14 protein-coding genes are annotated in these 15527 nt (G+C 71.0%); 4 read left to right on the plus strand and 10 right to left on the minus strand.

Annotation, left to right across the window (positions count from 1 at the left end):
• Positions 1 to 79: 79 nt before the first annotated feature.
• Both ABEB28_RS18310 and ABEB28_RS18315 read left to right on the plus strand, forming a co-directional pair.
• Complete coding sequence (locus tag ABEB28_RS18310; RefSeq protein ID WP_345729335.1) at positions 80 to 481, plus strand: hypothetical protein; 402 nt, start codon at positions 80 to 82, stop codon at positions 479 to 481.
• A complete protein-coding gene (locus ABEB28_RS18315; protein WP_345729336.1) occupies positions 474 to 1016 on the plus strand; it encodes a hypothetical protein in 543 nt (180 codons plus the stop codon). The genes ABEB28_RS18310 and ABEB28_RS18315 overlap by 8 nt, the downstream gene beginning before the upstream one ends.
• On the opposite strand, the gene ABEB28_RS18320 is transcribed toward ABEB28_RS18315, so the two are convergent.
• The 5 genes from ABEB28_RS18320 to ABEB28_RS18340 all read right to left on the minus strand — a co-directional run bounded on the left by ABEB28_RS18320 (position 956) and on the right by ABEB28_RS18340 (position 5402).
• Complete coding sequence (locus ABEB28_RS18320) at positions 956 to 2737, minus strand: sugar ABC transporter permease (protein WP_345729337.1); 1782 nt, start codon at positions 2735 to 2737, stop codon at positions 956 to 958. The two genes, ABEB28_RS18315 and ABEB28_RS18320, sit on opposite strands and share 61 nt — an antisense overlap.
• A gap of 97 nt (positions 2738 to 2834) precedes the next feature.
• Positions 2835 to 3836, minus strand: a complete 1002-nt coding sequence (locus ABEB28_RS18325) for a cobalamin B12-binding domain-containing protein (protein WP_345729338.1) — start codon at positions 3834 to 3836, stop codon at positions 2835 to 2837.
• Between the two features lie 144 nt (positions 3837 to 3980).
• Entirely contained in the window at positions 3981 to 4397 is a 417-nt protein-coding gene (locus tag ABEB28_RS18330) for a hypothetical protein (protein ID WP_345729339.1), read from the minus strand.
• A 214-nt stretch (positions 4398 to 4611) separates the two neighbouring features.
• Positions 4612 to 5136: a hypothetical protein gene (locus ABEB28_RS18335; protein ID WP_345729340.1), complete on the minus strand. Its 525-nt coding sequence runs from the start codon at positions 5134 to 5136 to the stop codon at positions 4612 to 4614.
• 53 nt (positions 5137 to 5189) lie between these two features.
• Positions 5190 to 5402 (minus strand): hypothetical protein, encoded by a 213-nt coding sequence (locus tag ABEB28_RS18340; protein ID WP_345729341.1) that lies wholly within the window; start codon positions 5400 to 5402, stop codon positions 5190 to 5192.
• A gap of 51 nt (positions 5403 to 5453) precedes the next feature.
• On the opposite strand from ABEB28_RS18340, the gene ABEB28_RS18345 reads away from it, so the two are divergent.
• Positions 5454 to 5747 carry a hypothetical protein gene (locus tag ABEB28_RS18345; RefSeq protein WP_345729342.1) on the plus strand — a complete coding sequence of 98 codons (294 nt, stop codon included), beginning with the start codon at positions 5454 to 5456 and terminating at the stop codon, positions 5745 to 5747.
• Between the two features lie 31 nt (positions 5748 to 5778).
• Here ABEB28_RS18345 and ABEB28_RS18350 read toward each other — a convergent pair whose 3' ends face one another.
• The 3 genes from ABEB28_RS18350 to ABEB28_RS18360 are packed head-to-tail and all read right to left on the minus strand — an operon-like array spanning position 5779 to position 10709.
• Positions 5779 to 8814, minus strand: coding sequence for an AfsR/SARP family transcriptional regulator (locus ABEB28_RS18350; protein WP_345729343.1), 3036 nt, complete (start codon positions 8812 to 8814; stop codon positions 5779 to 5781).
• A 12-nt stretch (positions 8815 to 8826) separates the two neighbouring features.
• On the minus strand, positions 8827 to 9624 hold the full coding sequence (locus tag ABEB28_RS18355) for an SAM-dependent methyltransferase (protein ID WP_345729344.1): 798 nt from the start codon (positions 9622 to 9624) through the stop codon (positions 8827 to 8829).
• A gap of 53 nt (positions 9625 to 9677) precedes the next feature.
• Positions 9678 to 10709, minus strand: coding sequence for an HIRAN domain-containing protein (locus ABEB28_RS18360; protein ID WP_345729345.1), 1032 nt, complete (start codon positions 10707 to 10709; stop codon positions 9678 to 9680).
• A 189-nt stretch (positions 10710 to 10898) separates the two neighbouring features.
• On the opposite strand from ABEB28_RS18360, the gene ABEB28_RS18365 reads away from it, so the two are divergent.
• Entirely contained in the window at positions 10899 to 11297 is a 399-nt protein-coding gene (locus ABEB28_RS18365) for a hypothetical protein (protein WP_345729346.1), read from the plus strand.
• A 40-nt stretch (positions 11298 to 11337) separates the two neighbouring features.
• Here ABEB28_RS18365 and ABEB28_RS18370 read toward each other — a convergent pair whose 3' ends face one another.
• Positions 11338 to 13926, minus strand: a complete 2589-nt coding sequence (locus tag ABEB28_RS18370) for a helix-turn-helix transcriptional regulator (protein ID WP_345729347.1) — start codon at positions 13924 to 13926, stop codon at positions 11338 to 11340.
• Positions 13927 to 13998: 72 nt separating this feature from the next.
• Positions 13999 to 15489, minus strand: a complete 1491-nt coding sequence (locus ABEB28_RS18375; RefSeq protein ID WP_345729348.1) for a S8 family peptidase — start codon at positions 15487 to 15489, stop codon at positions 13999 to 14001.
• Positions 15490 to 15527 lie beyond the last annotated feature (38 nt).

Consider the following 15527-nt stretch of genomic DNA (forward strand, 5'->3'; position numbering starts at 1 on the left):
ACGTAGTGATCCGCCACTACGGGTTGGCCCCCGCCGCACGACACCGTGAGGACGTCGGAGAACACGGGAGGAGAACACCATGCAGGACGTTTCCACGAAACGACGCGGCGGTTGGGGCCACTTCGCGCGGCACTACGTCGAGATGCTGATCGCGATGGCGGCCGGGATGTTGGTCCTGGGCGCCGCCGTGCGGGGCGTCCTCGCGCTGACCGGAGCCGAGTTGTCGACCGAGCTGGCCTCGGTGGAGATGGCGTTCGACATGTCGGTCGGCATGCTCGTCTGGATGCGGATCCGTGGCCACGGCTGGCCGGCGACGCTGGAGATGTGCGCGTCGATGTTCGTGCCACTGGTCCTGCTGTTCCCGCTGCTCTGGGCCGGTGTGATCACCGCGGACGACCTGATGATGGTCGAGCACGCGCTGATGCTCCCGCTGATGTTCGTCGTGATGCTGCGCCGTCGGAGCGAGTACACCCATGGCTGAGTTCACGACGACGCTGGCCCGTCGCTGGCCGACCCTGCTGGCCCTGCCGTGCGCCCTGCTGATCGGCGCCGACGTGGGCCAGGACGCGATCTCCGGGATCGCGGCGACGCTACTGGTGTTGCCGCTGGACTACCTGCTCATCAACCAGCTCGGCAGGCGGGACGCGAGCTGGTGGGCGCTGGGCGGCCTCGTCGTGGTCATCTTCGTGGTCGAGCTGACCGGCGTGGTGCCGCTGTCCACCGTGCTCGTCGCGCTAGCCCTGATCCTGCTGGTCTGGGGCGCGGTCACCGGTACGCCGAACGGCCGGGCGACCTTCAACCTGCAGGCCGCCGGCATGCTCGGGTTCGGCGCGATCGCGCTGGCCGGGATGATCGTCGACCCCGACCTCGGCCGCTACCTGGTGGCGGCGGGCTGGCTGACGCACGGCGTCTGGGACGTCGTCCACCTGAAGCTCGACAGGGTGGTCTCCCGCTCCTACGCCGAGTGGTGCTTCGTCGTCGACGTCGCGGTCTGCCTGCTGCTGTTGCTGATCTGACCCTGCCCGTCCCCCGCCGGTGCACCGGCCGGCATCGGCTGGGGCGGGAACGACGACGCGGGCGGTGGCGGCAGTGCCGGGGCACCCTGCTCTCCGATCCGCAGCGCGAGCCGATCCAGGTAGGCCAGTTGCGCTGCGAGAGCCAGAGCGAACAGCACCACGGCGATCGGGATCGGAAGTATCCAGGACAGCGCCGGGTTCGGCACGGCCTGGAAGTTCTGGAGGGTGCGCGCAGCGTGCAGGGTGGTCGCTGCCGAATCCCCATCGATGGTTGTCGCGTACTGCCAGATCAGACCCTGTGCGCCCAGCACCCAGTGGAGCACGACGGCGATCCCGACCATCGGCAGCGCGGGAACCAGCAGGCGGACGCCGCGCGCGCCGCGGCCGTGCTGGCCCCGGAAGAACAGGGTGAACACGACCAGCGCGGGGATCGAGATCCAGCCCGGCGGGATCGAACCGAGGAACGTCCCGACGCTGTCCGCGTCGCCGGCGCGGTTGAAATGTGCCAGCACGAGCGGACCCACCCCGACGAACAGCCAGGGCGCGAACGGTAGGAGCAGCAACTCGCTCCGCCGCCCGAACGGCCGCACCGCACCGATCCCGAACCCAGCCAACGCCGCGAACAGCACCCCGACCACCGCCGGCAACAGCGGCGGCGCCCAGGTGTGCAGCAATGCCCGCCACGGCGAGAAGTCGACCGGACTCGTGCCTGCTGTGCCGCTCGTGTGCAGCCACGGCCAAGCGCCGTACCCGAGCGCGACGAGCGCCAGCACGAGCCCGATCACGACGCCGAACCACGCCGGCCGACGGACACGGCCGTTGCCCGGCCCGTCCTCGAGCTCGATCCGGGTACGGGTCGCCAGTAACACAACGACCGCGGCGATGCCCAGCACAGCCAACACGATCAGCAACAGCGTCGACTCGGCGTACCCGGGCCCGAACCCGAACGTGCGAAATGCGCTGGAGATCATGAACGTCAGCGGTGTCTCGGCCGGGCCGACCCCGGCCGAGAGCACGAACGGCCCGGTGAACGTCTGGAGCGAGAGTGCGAGCACGCCGAGCGCCAGCACGATCCCGCCGACGACGAATGCGCCGACCCGACGTCCGACGGAGGGACCGGTCGCCGGCCTCTCCGCCACCGTCGGCGGGTACCCGGCGGTCGCCGGCGGGACCGGCTGGGGAACCGCCGGGACGCTGGGAGTACGCAGCGCCGCCAGATAGATGGTCACCCCCACCGCGAGCGCCAGACCGGCCGTCGTCCAGGCCACCTCCGAGAGGACCCACCCTCGGGGCTGCGCCTGATCGTGGAACTCGCGGCGAGAGGTCGCCCATCCGACCGCGTACGCGACCGGCGCGTACGTCGCGAGCGGCAGCGCCAGCAGGCCCCGCACGACCCAGCGCGCCGACCGGCCGCCGAGCTGGGCTGCGACTGCGAGCAGCGGAGCTACGACCAGGCCGACGGCGAGGGGCGCCAGCGCCAGCACGATCGCGAACCCGAAGCGGCCACCCACTCCGCTCTGCCAGACGGCGTCATAGTTCTGGAAGCCGATGTACTCCTCGGCTTCGGTCAGCCGGAAGTCCTGGAAGCTGCCGAGCACCGTGGTCACGGTTGGCGCTACGTAGGACCAGAGGAGGGCGAGGACGGCTGGCGTGAGTAGGCCGAGGCCGAGCGCAACGCGTGCGCCCGGCCGTGGCGCGGGAGGCGCGAGGGGTGCGGACACGTGCAGCACCGTACCGTCCAGGACATCCACCGCTGGCGAATTAGAACGGTTCGGCCGCCCGCATCATCGGCGCGCTGCGGTGACTCGAGCGAGGAGTTCAGCTGCCCCCAAGTCCTTCACGCAGCAGGACGTCGGCCGGCGGGCACCGATGGTCGAGCACCCGGAAGAGCGCGGTCCACAACGGCGCGACCGTGTCCGGCCGGCAGCCGCGCGCGGTCAGCAGTGCTTCCAGCCACTCGTTGGCGTCGCGCAGAAGGGACGGGTCGTCGAGGAGCGTGGCGGCGGCCAGCGCTTGGATCACGTGATCGACCGCGAACTCCGCCTCCACGTCGAGGTCCGGCAAGCAGGTGTCGCTGACGGTCCCGTCCCAGGCGACTCGGACGAGGCCGGGCAGCTGCCGGTCGCGCAGCAGCGCCTCGGCCCGCTCGGCAGCCCCGGGACGGGGTAGTGCCGGCACCGGTTGGTCGAGCGGGTGCGTCTCGGCCAAAACGTCAGCGGTCTCCTGCGGTGAGGCACCCCATCCGCTCGCGCCCAGGACCGTTGCTCGGGACGAGTCGACGCCCAGGGCTCTGCCGCCGACGATCGTCGGCATACCGGCGGCGGCTGCGACCTCGACGATCCGCCGGGCACCGGGCAGCGCTGCGGGCACCGTGCAGCTCACGGCCATCACGTCCGGTCGAAGACGGCGCAGATATCCGGGCAGATAGCGTGCGGGGGTGGACGCTCCGAGGAACGTCGTACGCCATCCGAGATGTCGAAGCGATTCGGCGAGGATCCGGGCGGCCAGCGCGTGCCACTCCCGCTCGGGGCAGGCCACGACGACGTGACCGTGTGGTTCGGTGGGGTTCGGGATCCACGCCTCGACGGCCGCCACCGCTGCATCGGCGACAGCGGTCGCCGCGTGTTCCTGCGCGACCGTGTACTGCCCCTCCTGCCAGCGTTGACCGACTGCGTCCTGGATCGGTGCGATCAGACCGGTCAGCACCTGGAGCGGATCGGTCCCGCAGGACAGCGCGTCGTGGACGACCTTGATGCCCGTCCGACGATCAGCGGCGTCGACGGCCTGCGCGTAGTTCCGTTGCGCGACGTCTGTGAGCATGGTGAGGCCTCTCGGGACTCCGAAGGCCGTCATCGGCCTGCACCCTTGGCATCGGATACACCTTTATTCCGTAATGATAGATTTGAGAATAGACGTCGTGCTGCGGTGGAGCGGCACTAGGCCCCTGCGCGGCGTACGAGCCGATCACGAGGGATCGCTGGTCCTCGCCGGCCGCCTGCTGCTGCGCTCGGACGCCTGGCCCGACCCGTGCTGGCGCCCGGGCTCAGCGGGGCTGCTCGCGCTCAGCGCGTCGAGGAGGCTGATGGATTCCTTCGCCGACGCGGTGGTCCGCAACGCCCAGTAGGCGACCCACTGACGCCACATGCCGAAACCGCCGGCACCGATCAGCAATGGGCCGGCCACCACGCCCTGGCCCGACAGGACCAACACTCCGTAGCCGGCCATGCCGGCGAAGAAGCACATGTTGCCGCCGAGGAACGGAAAGGCCGCGTGGACCCACGGGTTCACCGCGTGCAGCAGGCAGGCACCGACGAAGAACACGAGGGGAGCAGCGAGGAGCGGATATCCCCAGCCGACGAACTTGACCGCCTGGAGCGCCACTGCGCCACCGAGGGGATCAGGACCATCGTCGCGGAATGCTCCAGAGCAACGGCTTGCGGGAGTGGAAGTTCACCCGCCCGAGAGTGCCGGTCGCCTGTTGTCCGGCCACTGTGGACGTCATGATTCCGACACCGCCCGCGCCTCCTCGGAGAGGCGCGCCGTCGGTCTTTCTTCGCCGAGTCCCGCAGTCCCGGCCCCGTGGGACACGTCGAACCTAGCCGCCGTCGCAGGGCGGCCCGCGATGTCGAATGGCCGATGAACGACCGCCCTGTGTCCTGTGGAGCGAACACGAGTTGGATGGATGCTTGTCGTCGAGGCATGCCTCGCCCGAGTTGAGCGGCTGCCGCTCGGCCAGCTGAGGACCGCTTCTTTCACGGATGACCGAGCTGAGGGGGTTACGAATGCGCATTCGGGCGACGACGAACGCTTGGCCGGAGCGGGTGATGATCGCCGCCGTTCCGCTATTACTCACGATGGTCGGGGTGACCTCTACGGCGCACGCAGCGAGCGGTTCAATGGCCGCGGCCGCTAGTGAAAGCGGGTATTTAGCGTGCCCCGCCGGGCAGGTCGTCTGGATCACCGAACGCACCGGGCCGGGGGTCACCACTGTGCGCTTGGACGGCGTCATCGGCCGCCAGTCCAAAACAGTGTGGTCGACGACGACGATGAGGACGGGTATGCAAGCGACGTTTTGGTCGGTCTCGACCACCGGCGAGCTGGACCGCTTCACCACCGGCACCCACTGCGGACCCTAGAAGGGGCCGCCCGGATCGTCGGCACGAGGTCCCACCATTATGTGGGATGAATACCGCCCTCTGGATTAGTCGACGCGATCCCGCCCGCCATGGTCGAGGCTTCATCAATGATGGTCGGTCCCATTCCCGCGACATGGTAGGGGTCAACGGCCTGCATCATTGCGAATAGCCGGCGTCCTTCTCGGCGGTGGCGGTCGGCCAGTTCGGTATCCGTGTTGACCAGCGCCTTCCCCAAGCCGACGTGCGCCACGGCCTCCTCGTACCTGGCCTCGACGCGCTGGGCGATTGCTAGTGCCTGTCGATGGCAGGTGGCGGCGGATGCAGGCTGTCCGGCTCGCAGAAGCGTGCCGCCGAGCCGATTGTGGGCATAGCAGCGACTCTGCGGGCTGCCGGCGCGGTCCGTTCGTTCGACCGCCTCCTCATGCAGACGGCGGGCCTCACAGACGTATCCGGCGCGGAGGCGGACGATGCCGAGCTCCGCGAGAGCCTCGGCAACCCCGATCTGGTTGCCGTATGCCTCGAAGTTGGTGATCGCCCGGCGGAACAGCAGCGGGGCGACGACGCGGTGGTCGAGCCGTGCGTGCGCCCGACCTAACTCGAACAGGACGAGGGACCACCGATGGCTATCACCGCCGGGGTTCCCGAGATGACGGGTCGCCTGCCGCAGGTAGCCCAGGGCGGAAGATCTCCCGGGCGGCCAGGCCGGAGGCGCGCGCCTCCACCGGATTTCCCGCCAGTAGCCAGGCCGACGCCAGGCCCGCGAGTGCCTTCGCCTCGGCCTGCAGGTTGCTGGCCGTCCGATGCAGGGTGACCGCCTCGGTGAAGCGCGCCACCGCCCGGCGCGGTGCCCCGCAGCGGAGCGCCAACCGGCCCAGCCCGTACAACGCCATCGCCTGTCCGAACTCGGACCGGCTGGTGGTGCTGAGCGCGAGGCCGCGCTCCAGCACCTGCTGCGCCCGGACGTCGTCGGTGTCGACGTAGACGCCGCCCAGGTGCGCACAGAGGAACGCGAGCTGCACCGGGTCACCGGTGTCTTCCGAGATCGCGACCGCCTCCGCCAGCGCGGCCTCCGCCCGTACCAGGTCGCCTTGATCGCGGTGGGCCAGGCCGATCAGCCCGAGCAGGACGCTCTCGTCGCGGGAGCTGCCGAGCTCCCTGGCGACCGCGAGCGCCCGGTCGGCGGCGGCGATGGCATCTGCCTGGCGTCCCTGCTGACGTCGGAGAATGCCCCGCAGCTGCCAGACGTGGACCTCGCCGAGGCGGTAGCCGACCCGGCTGGCCACCTCCAGACTCGCGTCGAGGCAGGACTCGACCCGGTCGGCCGCTCCGAGGAGACGGTGGACGGTGGCGGCCAGGTAGAGCGCGTCAGCCTCGCCCGGCGCGTGCTGAGCCGCGCGGAACAACTCCAGCGCCCGCTCCGCGTGGGCCAGCTTCTCGGTGATGTCCGATCCCGGCTTCGTCGTGTAGAGATCGGCGAGGTTGCGGTTCATCACCGCCTCCCCCAGCGTGTCTCCTGCGACCTGGCACGCGCGGAGGGCCAGGCGGTGGACCCGGCTGCCGTCGTCGGTGAAATCGCGGAGTTCGTAGCAGGAGTGCGCAGCCGCAGCCAGCGTCCAGGCCAGGTCGGCGCGGCCGATTTCGACGCTCTGCGCGACCAGCTCCCCGATCGACTCGCGCTCGGCCTCGAACCAGGCGAACGGCGCCCGCGCGACGCCTGCCAGGACCGACTCGGGCAGCGGGGCAGCCGGCGTCACCTCGGGTATGGCCGCCAGCGTGCGGGCAGGCAGCCGGGCGTTCGCCTGATCGGCGAGCGTGAGCCATCCCCCGACGGCGCGCTCCAGCACCGTGGGCGGCGCGAGGTCAGGGTCGGTCGCGGCCTGTTCTCGGGCGAAGGGCCGAACCAGGGCGTGGAACCGGTAGCGGGGCCGACCGCTGCTGTCCGGGCCCGCCACGTCGAGCAGCCGCTGCTCGACCAGGACGTCGACCGCCTCGTCGGCGGCGCTCTCGTCCAGACCGGTGACGACGGCGGCCAGCCAGCCGGGGAACGCGGCGAGGTCGAGCACGGCCAGCATCCGTAGGACCCGGCGCTGCCGGCTGCTCAGCAACGCGTATCCGGCTCCGATGCTGGCGCGGACGTCGAGATCGTGCAGACGCAGCTCGTCCAGCCGCCGGTGCTCGTCGGCCAGCCGCTCGACGAACCACTCCAGCGACGTCTCCGGCGCGCTGGCGATCCGGGCCGCCATGATGCGCACGGCGAGCGGAAGACGGCCGCAGAGGGCGAGCAGCCGTTGAGCGGCGTCGATCTGATCGTGAACACGCTCCGTCCCGACGATCCGCTCGAAGAGGGCCAGCGCCTCCTCCTGCGTGAACACGTCGAGTTCGACGAAGTGCGCGCCTTCCAGCGCGGACAGACGGATCCGGCTGGTCACGAGCACCGCGCAGCCGACCCCGCCGGGAAGCAACGCGCGGATCCGGCGCTCGTCGGTCGCGTTCTCCAGCACGATGAGGAGGCGACGGTCGGCCACGATGCTGCGCAGGAGCGCGGCCCGCTCGTCGGTCCGGTCCGGTACGGCGGAGCCCGGCACGCCGACGGCCCGCAGAAACATGCCAAGCACGTCAGCTGGCTCAACCGACCGGCTCGTCTCCCTGGTCAGGTCGACGTAGAGCTGACCGTCCGGATACCACGCACGCAGGCCGTGCGTGAGCGTGACCGCCAGCGCGCTCTTGCCGACTCCGGCGCGTCCGGAGATCGCCACCACGCGGAGCGCCCGCGCCTCGGCCTCGGTGAGAACCTTCAGGCAGTGGGCCAGCTCGGTGTCGCGCCCGGTGAAGTCGGAGATCCCGGCAGGCGCCTGGGACGGCCCGGTCCAGCCGGTGCCCCGGACGTCGGGCAGCGCATCGCGGGTGCGCGGGGCCGGCGCGTCCTCGGCCGCCAGGATCATCCGGTGGGCCGCGCGCAGCTCCGGGCCGGGGTCGATGCCGCGCTGCTCGACCAGGCGCTTGTGAATGGCCAGATAGACGTCGAGCGCCTCCGCCTGCCGACCGTCGGCGTGCAGGGCGCGCATCCACTGGGCCAGCAGTCGCTCGCGGGTCGGGTGCTCAGCGACCAGGCGACACAGTTCGCCGAGCACCTCGGTGTGGCGGGAACAGCCGAGTTCCGCCTCGATCCGTGCCTCGACCGCGACGAGACGACGCTCCTCCACCCCGTCGACGAACGCCGTGAGCGTTCGCGTCCGGGGCACGTCGGCACAGGCCGGTCCCCGGTGGAGAGCGAGCGCGTCGGACAGCAGCAACGCGGCACCCTCCGGGTCGCCGCGTCGCAGGGCCGTCTCGCCGTCACTGCACAACGCGTCGAACAGGTCGACGTCGACCGCGTCGGGAGGTAGGTCGAGCCGATAGCCACCACCATGGCCGACGATGACCCGTGCACCGTCGGCGCCGAACGCCCGGCGCAGCGCGGACACGTATCCACGGACCAGAGTGCCCGCGGACGGCGGCGGCCGACCGTCCCACACCTCGTCCGCCAGTCGGCCGACCGAGACGTGCTCGCGGCGGTGCCGGACGAGAACGGCGAGCAGCGCACGAGCGCGTCCACCTCGAATCGGACGCCACTGGTCGCCGTTGCGGACTTCCAGCGTGCCCAGACAACGGCATCGCAGCATCTGTGGAGCGCCTCAGACTTTGCGAGCCACACCGCAGTAGACGGCCAGTTCCGCCGGGCGGGTGCCGGGTTCTGGTCGCCACAGTGGATTCGAGACGATGCCGGGCTCGACCAGCTCGAGGCCGTCGAAGAACGCGGTTATCTGCTCGACGGTCCGCAGGGTGTAGTCCGCCGCGCCCTTCCGGTGCGCGGTGTGGGCTGCGTCGTCGTTCTGCGGCGTGGTGATGCTGTCGTTGATGGCGACGTAGCTGCCGGGGGCCAGGGAGTCGACGAGGGCGCGCACGATCTCCGCAGGATTGTCTTCGTCCGGGATGTGGCCCAGAATGCCGATCAACATGACGGCGACCGGACGGGAAAAATCGAGGGTGGCCGCCGCTGCTTGCAGTATTCGCGCTGGATCCCGGGCATCGGCGTCGACGTAGTCGGTAGCGCCTTCCGGGCTGCTGGTCAGCAGCGCGCGGGCGTGCACCAGAACCAGCGGATCGTTGTCGACGTAGACGACCCTGGACTCGGGGGCGATGCGCTGGGCCAGTTCGTGCGTGTTCTCGACGGTGGGTAGTCCTGGTCCGATGTCGAGGAACTGGCGGATGCCGGCCTCGCCGGCCAGGAACCCGATGGCACGGGACAGGAACCGGCGGCCCGCTCGGGCGAACTCGGCCATCTCCGGAAGCTGAGCGGTGACGGCGTCGGCGGCGGCCCGGTCCGCGGCGAAGTTGTCCTTGCCGCCGAGCAGGTAGTCCCACATCCGCGCGCTGGCCGGCTGGTCGGTGCGCAACCGGGACTGCAGGTCAGATTTGGGGCCGCTGGTCATTCATCCGCCTTCCCGTCGGCTGAAGGCCGTCGTGCACGACAGTCTGCCAGTCCCTACGCTGGTAGCCAGAATGCCCAGTTCCGCGGTGGCGCCGGCCAGCGGGGGTCAGGCTGCCAGCCCTCGGGCGGCACCCATCCCGGTGGGGGCTCTGGCCAGCCGGGCGGCGGGTTGAACCGCCGCACGGTGGCGCGCGCCGGCACCGGACGCGGCTCAACCGGTGGCCCGCCGCCGTTCAGGTCGTCACTGTGTACGCGAACGGCTCCCCCGCCACGCGACATCCTCTCGAGCCATTCGTGGGAGAGTTCGCCTGCCCGTGCGGCGTGGAGCGTGACGTCGGCCTTCAGGCGGTTGCCCTTCACGATCGCGCGCGCGGCCGTCACTCGTCCCTGCTCGGCGAGGAACGACACGGCGGGAAGCAGCTCGGCGCTCATCTTCGGCGTCAACGTACCGACGGCCCGTCCATCGATCCGGACCTCGGCCACCGTCCGGGTGGACCGCGGTCGCTGTTCGGTCAGCTCGTGCACAGTGGCGTAGACCCACGCCTCCCCCTCTGGGCGCAGAAAGGGATGGAGCACGGAGAGGTATTTCTCCTCCCCGGTCACCTGGATCGAACTGCCCGCCGGAAGACAGACATGAGCCTCGGCGGGCGGCAGGTTGAGCGGCACCAGCAGATGCGGCTCGGCTAACCGGAGCCGGACCCGGCCGACCTCGCCGCGCTGACGGCGCACCGGCTCGTCCCGACGATCGTCGAAGTGGTACTCGTAGTCGTATCCACACCACACCGCCGCAGTGATCTGCGGAGACCAACCCTGGCGCACCAACTCGGTGAGTACCGGGGCGTAGCGAGCAGCGTCTTCGCGTGGCAGGTGCCCGACCAGCCCACTCTCGCATCGCACCTCGATCGCGTTGCGGTCGTAGCGGTTGTTCGGGTTCGGGAGCAGGAGTGCGGGAACTTCGATGTCGGCCCCGTCGTCGGGTAGCACCGGACCGAAGAGCCGGCGAATCGCCGCGACGTGGTGCGACTCGCCCACCACCTCCTGGCTGGCCCAGCCTCGCTGTCCCCAGAGCTCCAAGACCTGCGACATTCCTCCCCCACCGTTGGCCGTCGAGGGATCCTACCTACGCGGATGGCCCGGGCTGAGCGCTAGTGCCCACCTGTCGCAGGGGTAACCGCTTCCCCGCCCCGATACCGAGGGATCCTCCCGAAGCCCTCGGTCCCCCCGGAGCGGACCGTTGGAGGTGCTCAGAACACCACCAACTCTCTGGGGGATTTCATGGGACGCCAGTACGACGTCAACCTCACTTCCGCCCGCGCCGTCGACGAGAAGAAGACCTCCGCGATCGACGTCATCCTGCCGGGCGCGCGATTCGACGTCCTCGTCGAGTTCGAGGTCGGCAGCGCGGTTCGCGCATTCAACGGCGACTACACGCTCTACGCGACGGTCCGGAACCAGACCACGCTGGCCCCGGTCGCCACGGTCTCGAAGAGCGGCAGCTTGGCCGGCCAGCAGACACTGGAGCCGACGACGGTTCCGGAAACCATCGAGATCCCCGCCGGCTGGGTCGCCAATACCGGTGACGTACTGGACGTGCTGGTCTCGCTGCTCTACAAAACCGGTTCGATCGACGACCAGGACGCCGCCACCACCACGACGTTCCTCGTCAGCCAGTGACAATCGCGGCCCGGCGCATCCAGCGCCGGGCCGCTGTCCGTCATTCCAGGCAACCGTCGCGAGCCAAGCGGAGCGCCAGGTCCACGCGGGAACGCACCCCGAGCTTGCGGTACGTATGGCTCAGGTGCGCCTCGACGGTCTTCGGCGACAGGTACAGCGCACCCGCCGCCTCGGCGTTAGTGGCTCCCCGCGCGACCGCCGTCGCCACCTCGATCTCCTGCGGTGTCAGCCGCTCGGACGACTCGCGCCCGCCGGACGACGACGCCCTGGCCCCGGTCGCCGCCGACTCCGTCGCTGCCCGGCGCGCCCAGGGCACCGCGGACAGCGTCCGGAACAGCCGCTCGGCCGCGAGCAACGGCTCCCGGGCCGCTGCCGGGCGGCGGAACCGCCGCAGTGCCTCACCCGCGGCCAGCAGCGTCCGCGCCAATTCGTACGGGGTGTCGGTCCGCCGATGGTGCCGTTCCGCCCGGGCGAACTGCTCCTCGGCCTCCGCGAGGGTTCCGGCCAGCATTCCCGTGCACCGCGCAGCAGCCGCCGACTGCCATTCGCGCCCGCTCACGTCCGCGACGCCCGCGAGCCATTCGAGCGCTTTCTCCGCCGCGGTCCGGTCACCTGCCCGCAGATGGGCCTCGACCCGGTCGGCCGCGTACGGGACGACGCTCGGATTGGTGATCCCACCCTCGAGGGCACGGTCGTGTGCGGCGTCCAGATGCGACGCCGCGGTGCCCGCGTCGCCCCGCGCCAGCGCGTCCAAACCCAGTGCTGCGGAGAGGACGACGTCGGCGAGCCCGGCGTCCGCATCGGCGAACGCGGCCTGAGCGTTCTCGACGTGGGCCGCCAGACGCTCCTCGCGGCCGCAGGCCGCCTCGACGTAGGCCAGGAACGCGGACGCCGCACCGACGACGTGCCGTTGTCCCAGATCCTCGGCCGCGCGGCCGGCCTGGACCGCAGCCGCCCGCGCGGACGCCCACCGGCCGTTCCAGCGGTCGAGTTCGGCGCGGGTCAGCAGCAGCGCGGGCAGCGTCACCGGGGTCGGCTCGCCGGGCCGGTCGAGTACCGTCCGCGCGTCGCCGAACCGCTCGGCGTACACGCACGACCGGGCGAGCACCAGGCGCGTCGCCGGCTCCGGGCAGACCGGCGGACCCAGAAGGAGATCGTCCACCGCGAAGACGTCGCACGTCAGTGTCGTCGGGTGCGTCGAATGCAATCGCAGGAGCCCCTCGGCGGGCCGGGTGAGCTGCCCGGTGATGCGCAGCGCCCCGTTCACGTCTCCGTTCAGCGTGGCCGGCAGCAGTGCCTCGACCAGCAGGGCGTCCGCGCGTTGCGGGTCGACCGGACGCACCGTGTCCGCGGCCTCGACCAGCGTGGCTTGCGCTCGCTCCAGCAGACCCAGACAGCCGTAGGCGCGCCCGAGGGACAGCTCCAGGTCGGCGCGCAGGCGCGGGTCGGTACGCGTGCGCGGCACGGTCTGCTCCGCCCAACGTGCCGCCAGCCACGCGTCTCCGCTGTTCAGCGCGCGCACAATGGTGCGCACGAACTGCTCCGCCGCCGGGCTGCCCGGGCCTGCTTCCCGGTCGCGGTACCACGCCCGCTCCGGTCCGGAGGACACCGCGGCCAGCGCCCGGTACGCGGCGCGGCGGGTCGCCTGCGGCACGGCGTGCAGGAGGACTCCGCGCAGCACGGGATCGCTCAGTTCGTAACGGGCGTCCGGCGCCACTCGCAGCAAGCCGGCCCACTCGGCCACGTCGAGGTCGGCGAGGTCGAGACCCGCCTCGGCGAGCGCGGCGTCGAGGACCTCCACCAGCGGTCGACGACACGCAGCGACCAGCGTGAGCGCGGTGCGGGCCGCGGCGTCCAGCGGCGCCAGCCGCTCGGTCCAGGCGGCGGCGAGCCGCTCCCCGACCGGCAGCACCGGCGGCAGCGACTCGTGCCCGGAGCGCTGGGCCGGCCCGAGCGTGGCGACCGCGGCCAGCAGTGCCGCCGGGTTGCCCCCGCCGGCGTCGAACAGCGCGTCGAGCACGCGATCGGCGACGTCGAACCCGCGGTGAGCCAGGACGCGACGCGCCTCGACGCGCCGGAGCGGACGAAGTACGGTCCGCGCCCATCCGGCCCGCTCGGCATCCAAACGCGCCACGTCCCGTCCGGCCCAGACGACGGTCGCCCGCCCGGCGGGAAGTCGTCGGAGCGCGAACATCAGCGTCCGGATCGACGCTTCGTCGGCCCGTTCCACGTCGTCGACGAGGACGAGCAGCGAACGCCGGGCGCCGGCCGCGTCGAACAGGGTGTGGGTCGCGGTACCCACCGCGTACGGGTTGAGCGCTCCGGCGCCGTTCGCGAGTGCCAGCGCCTGCTCCAGTGCCGACCGCTGGGTCGGCGGTAGCGCGTCGATCTGCGTCCGCAGTGGCTGTACGAGGTCGGCGAGGACCGCGAACGGGAGGTCACTCTCCGCCCGTCTGCCGCGGGCGGAGAGGACCTGCGCGTCGTCGGCCCTGGCGATCTCCGTGAGCAACGCGGTGCGGCCGATTCCCGGCGGCCCGGCGACGACGAGCGTCGAGCCGTACCGCTCGGGTGAGGCCCGCAACCGCCGTAGCATTCCGAGTTCTGATTCCCGGCCCAAGAGGAGCGTCATGTCACCCCCGTGACGACGAGACGCGCCGCGCGGCCGGACCCCTCCGGCCGGCCGCACCCGCGTCGTGGGCTTCTACTTAGTAGGAGGGCACCGCCGTTCGCTGGATACACACCGCTTTTCGTCGGCGGCACCGCAGCACGTCCGGCCCGGATACAGCACCGGTCCGACGCCCGGAAGGTGCTGCTCGCGTGCGATTCCGAGCAGTGTGTCGGCAGCCTGACGCGGGCTCTCGCCGGTGCACGACACCCGGGCGGCAATCAGCCCGGCGACCAGCGGAGCCGAGAACGACGTCCCGCTCCAGCGGGCCATCCCATCTGGGAACCGGCGCTTCTCGCCCGCGTTCGGCGGCTCCGTGCAGCGGTACTTTCCTTTCGGGAATGCATTGACGAGGCCTTCTCCCGGCGCATACACGTCGACCCAGAAGCCGTAGTTGCTGAAGTCGGCACGGCTCCGCCCGTTCGACGACAGCGCACCGACCGAGATCGCCCACTCGTAGGCGCCCGGCCAGTTGACGCGCCGCTCGCCTTCGTTCCCGGCCGGCGTCACGATCGCCATGCCGGGTAGGTGCTTGATCCGCGACTCGTAGAGCGCGTCGAACGCCATCAGCGGCAGGTCGTCCATGGTCGACGTGGTGAACTCGAACATGACGACGTCCGGCGACCGGCTCAGCGTCTCGGCGAGCTTCTCGACGGCAAGGGCTTCGAAGACCGCGCCGGCGTTCGGAATGGTGGGGTCCGGCGGCTGCGTGATCTCGACGAACTTCTCGACGTAGACCTCCGCGTCCGGCGCGGTCACCCGGACGCACCCGGCAACGAACGTGCCGTGGCCGGCGTAGGGGCGGATCATCGTCGTCCCGCCCGGCTGGTACGGGTCCTCCGCTTCACCGTCCACGCCGGTCAGCCAGTCGTGGCGCGCGACCGACGCCTGGTCGACTCCGAGGTCCGCGACGGTCACGGTGATCCCGGCGCCCGTGCAGTGTTCGGGGCCACAGCCGCAGCCGGCCCGCGTGCTGATCTCCGGGTAGGGCCGGTGCGTACCACGCGGGACTTCTTCCGGCTCGGTGGCCGGGCACGGGTGCGGCGCGACGTAGAGCACGGACTCCGGCCGGATCGTTCCCCGCCCGACCGCGTGCTCGGTGAGCGCGTCGATGACCGCCGGCACTCGCGCCTCGCTCGCGCGCCGGTCGTCGCTGGGAGACAGCGGATCATCGCTGTCCCACGCGTCATTCTCGTAGTCGAGCCTGATGACGTCGGCGATCACCGGCCGCTGCCGGATGATCGGCTCCCCGTCGTCGTCGCGGCGGGCGCCCGGCCGATCCGACCTTTCCGGGTCGTATCCCCCGTCGCCCGGCCAGTCGCGGGCGCCGTTGCGGAGCACGGCCCGCAGGTACGACCGCAGCGCCGGGACAACCCTCGGGACATCCGCCAGCCGGACGAGCAGGCTGTGCTCGCGATACAGGAAATCCAGCCCGTCTTCCCGCCAGGAGAGTGGCGAGGCAGCTGAGCCCTTCAGGTTGTTGAGCACGAGTTGCACCTGGGCGATCAGTCGAGGATCTTCAGGCATTCCGTCGGTTTCCCTTCTGTGACGCGTACTCGGATCGA

The organism is Cryptosporangium minutisporangium, from assembly GCF_039536245.1.
In the GTDB taxonomy this organism is placed as follows: Bacteria; Actinomycetota; Actinomycetes; order Mycobacteriales; family Cryptosporangiaceae; genus Cryptosporangium; species Cryptosporangium minutisporangium.

Bases quoted from the DNA above. Each gene is read 5' to 3' on its own strand.
- ABEB28_RS18375 (WP_345729348.1), bottom strand. From the start codon at position 15,489: ATGCCTGAAGATCCTCGACTGATCGCCCAGGTGCAACTCGTGCTCAAC.
- ABEB28_RS18360 (WP_345729345.1), bottom strand. From the start codon at position 10,709: ATGTCGCAGGTCTTGGAGCTCTGGGGACAGCGAGGCTGGGCCAGCCAG.
- ABEB28_RS18310 (WP_345729335.1), top strand. From the start codon at position 80: ATGCAGGACGTTTCCACGAAACGACGCGGCGGTTGGGGCCACTTCGCG.
- ABEB28_RS18350 (WP_345729343.1), bottom strand. From the start codon at position 8,814: ATGCTGCGATGCCGTTGTCTGGGCACGCTGGAAGTCCGCAACGGCGAC.
- ABEB28_RS18325 (WP_345729338.1), bottom strand. From the start codon at position 3,836: ATGCTCACAGACGTCGCGCAACGGAACTACGCGCAGGCCGTCGACGCC.
- ABEB28_RS18345 (WP_345729342.1), top strand. From the start codon at position 5,454: ATGGCAGGTGGCGGCGGATGCAGGCTGTCCGGCTCGCAGAAGCGTGCC.
- ABEB28_RS18315 (WP_345729336.1), top strand. From the start codon at position 474: ATGGCTGAGTTCACGACGACGCTGGCCCGTCGCTGGCCGACCCTGCTG.
- ABEB28_RS18355 (WP_345729344.1), bottom strand. From the start codon at position 9,624: ATGACCAGCGGCCCCAAATCTGACCTGCAGTCCCGGTTGCGCACCGAC.
- ABEB28_RS18370 (WP_345729347.1), bottom strand. From the start codon at position 13,926: ATGACGCTCCTCTTGGGCCGGGAATCAGAACTCGGAATGCTACGGCGG.
- ABEB28_RS18365 (WP_345729346.1), top strand. From the start codon at position 10,899: ATGGGACGCCAGTACGACGTCAACCTCACTTCCGCCCGCGCCGTCGAC.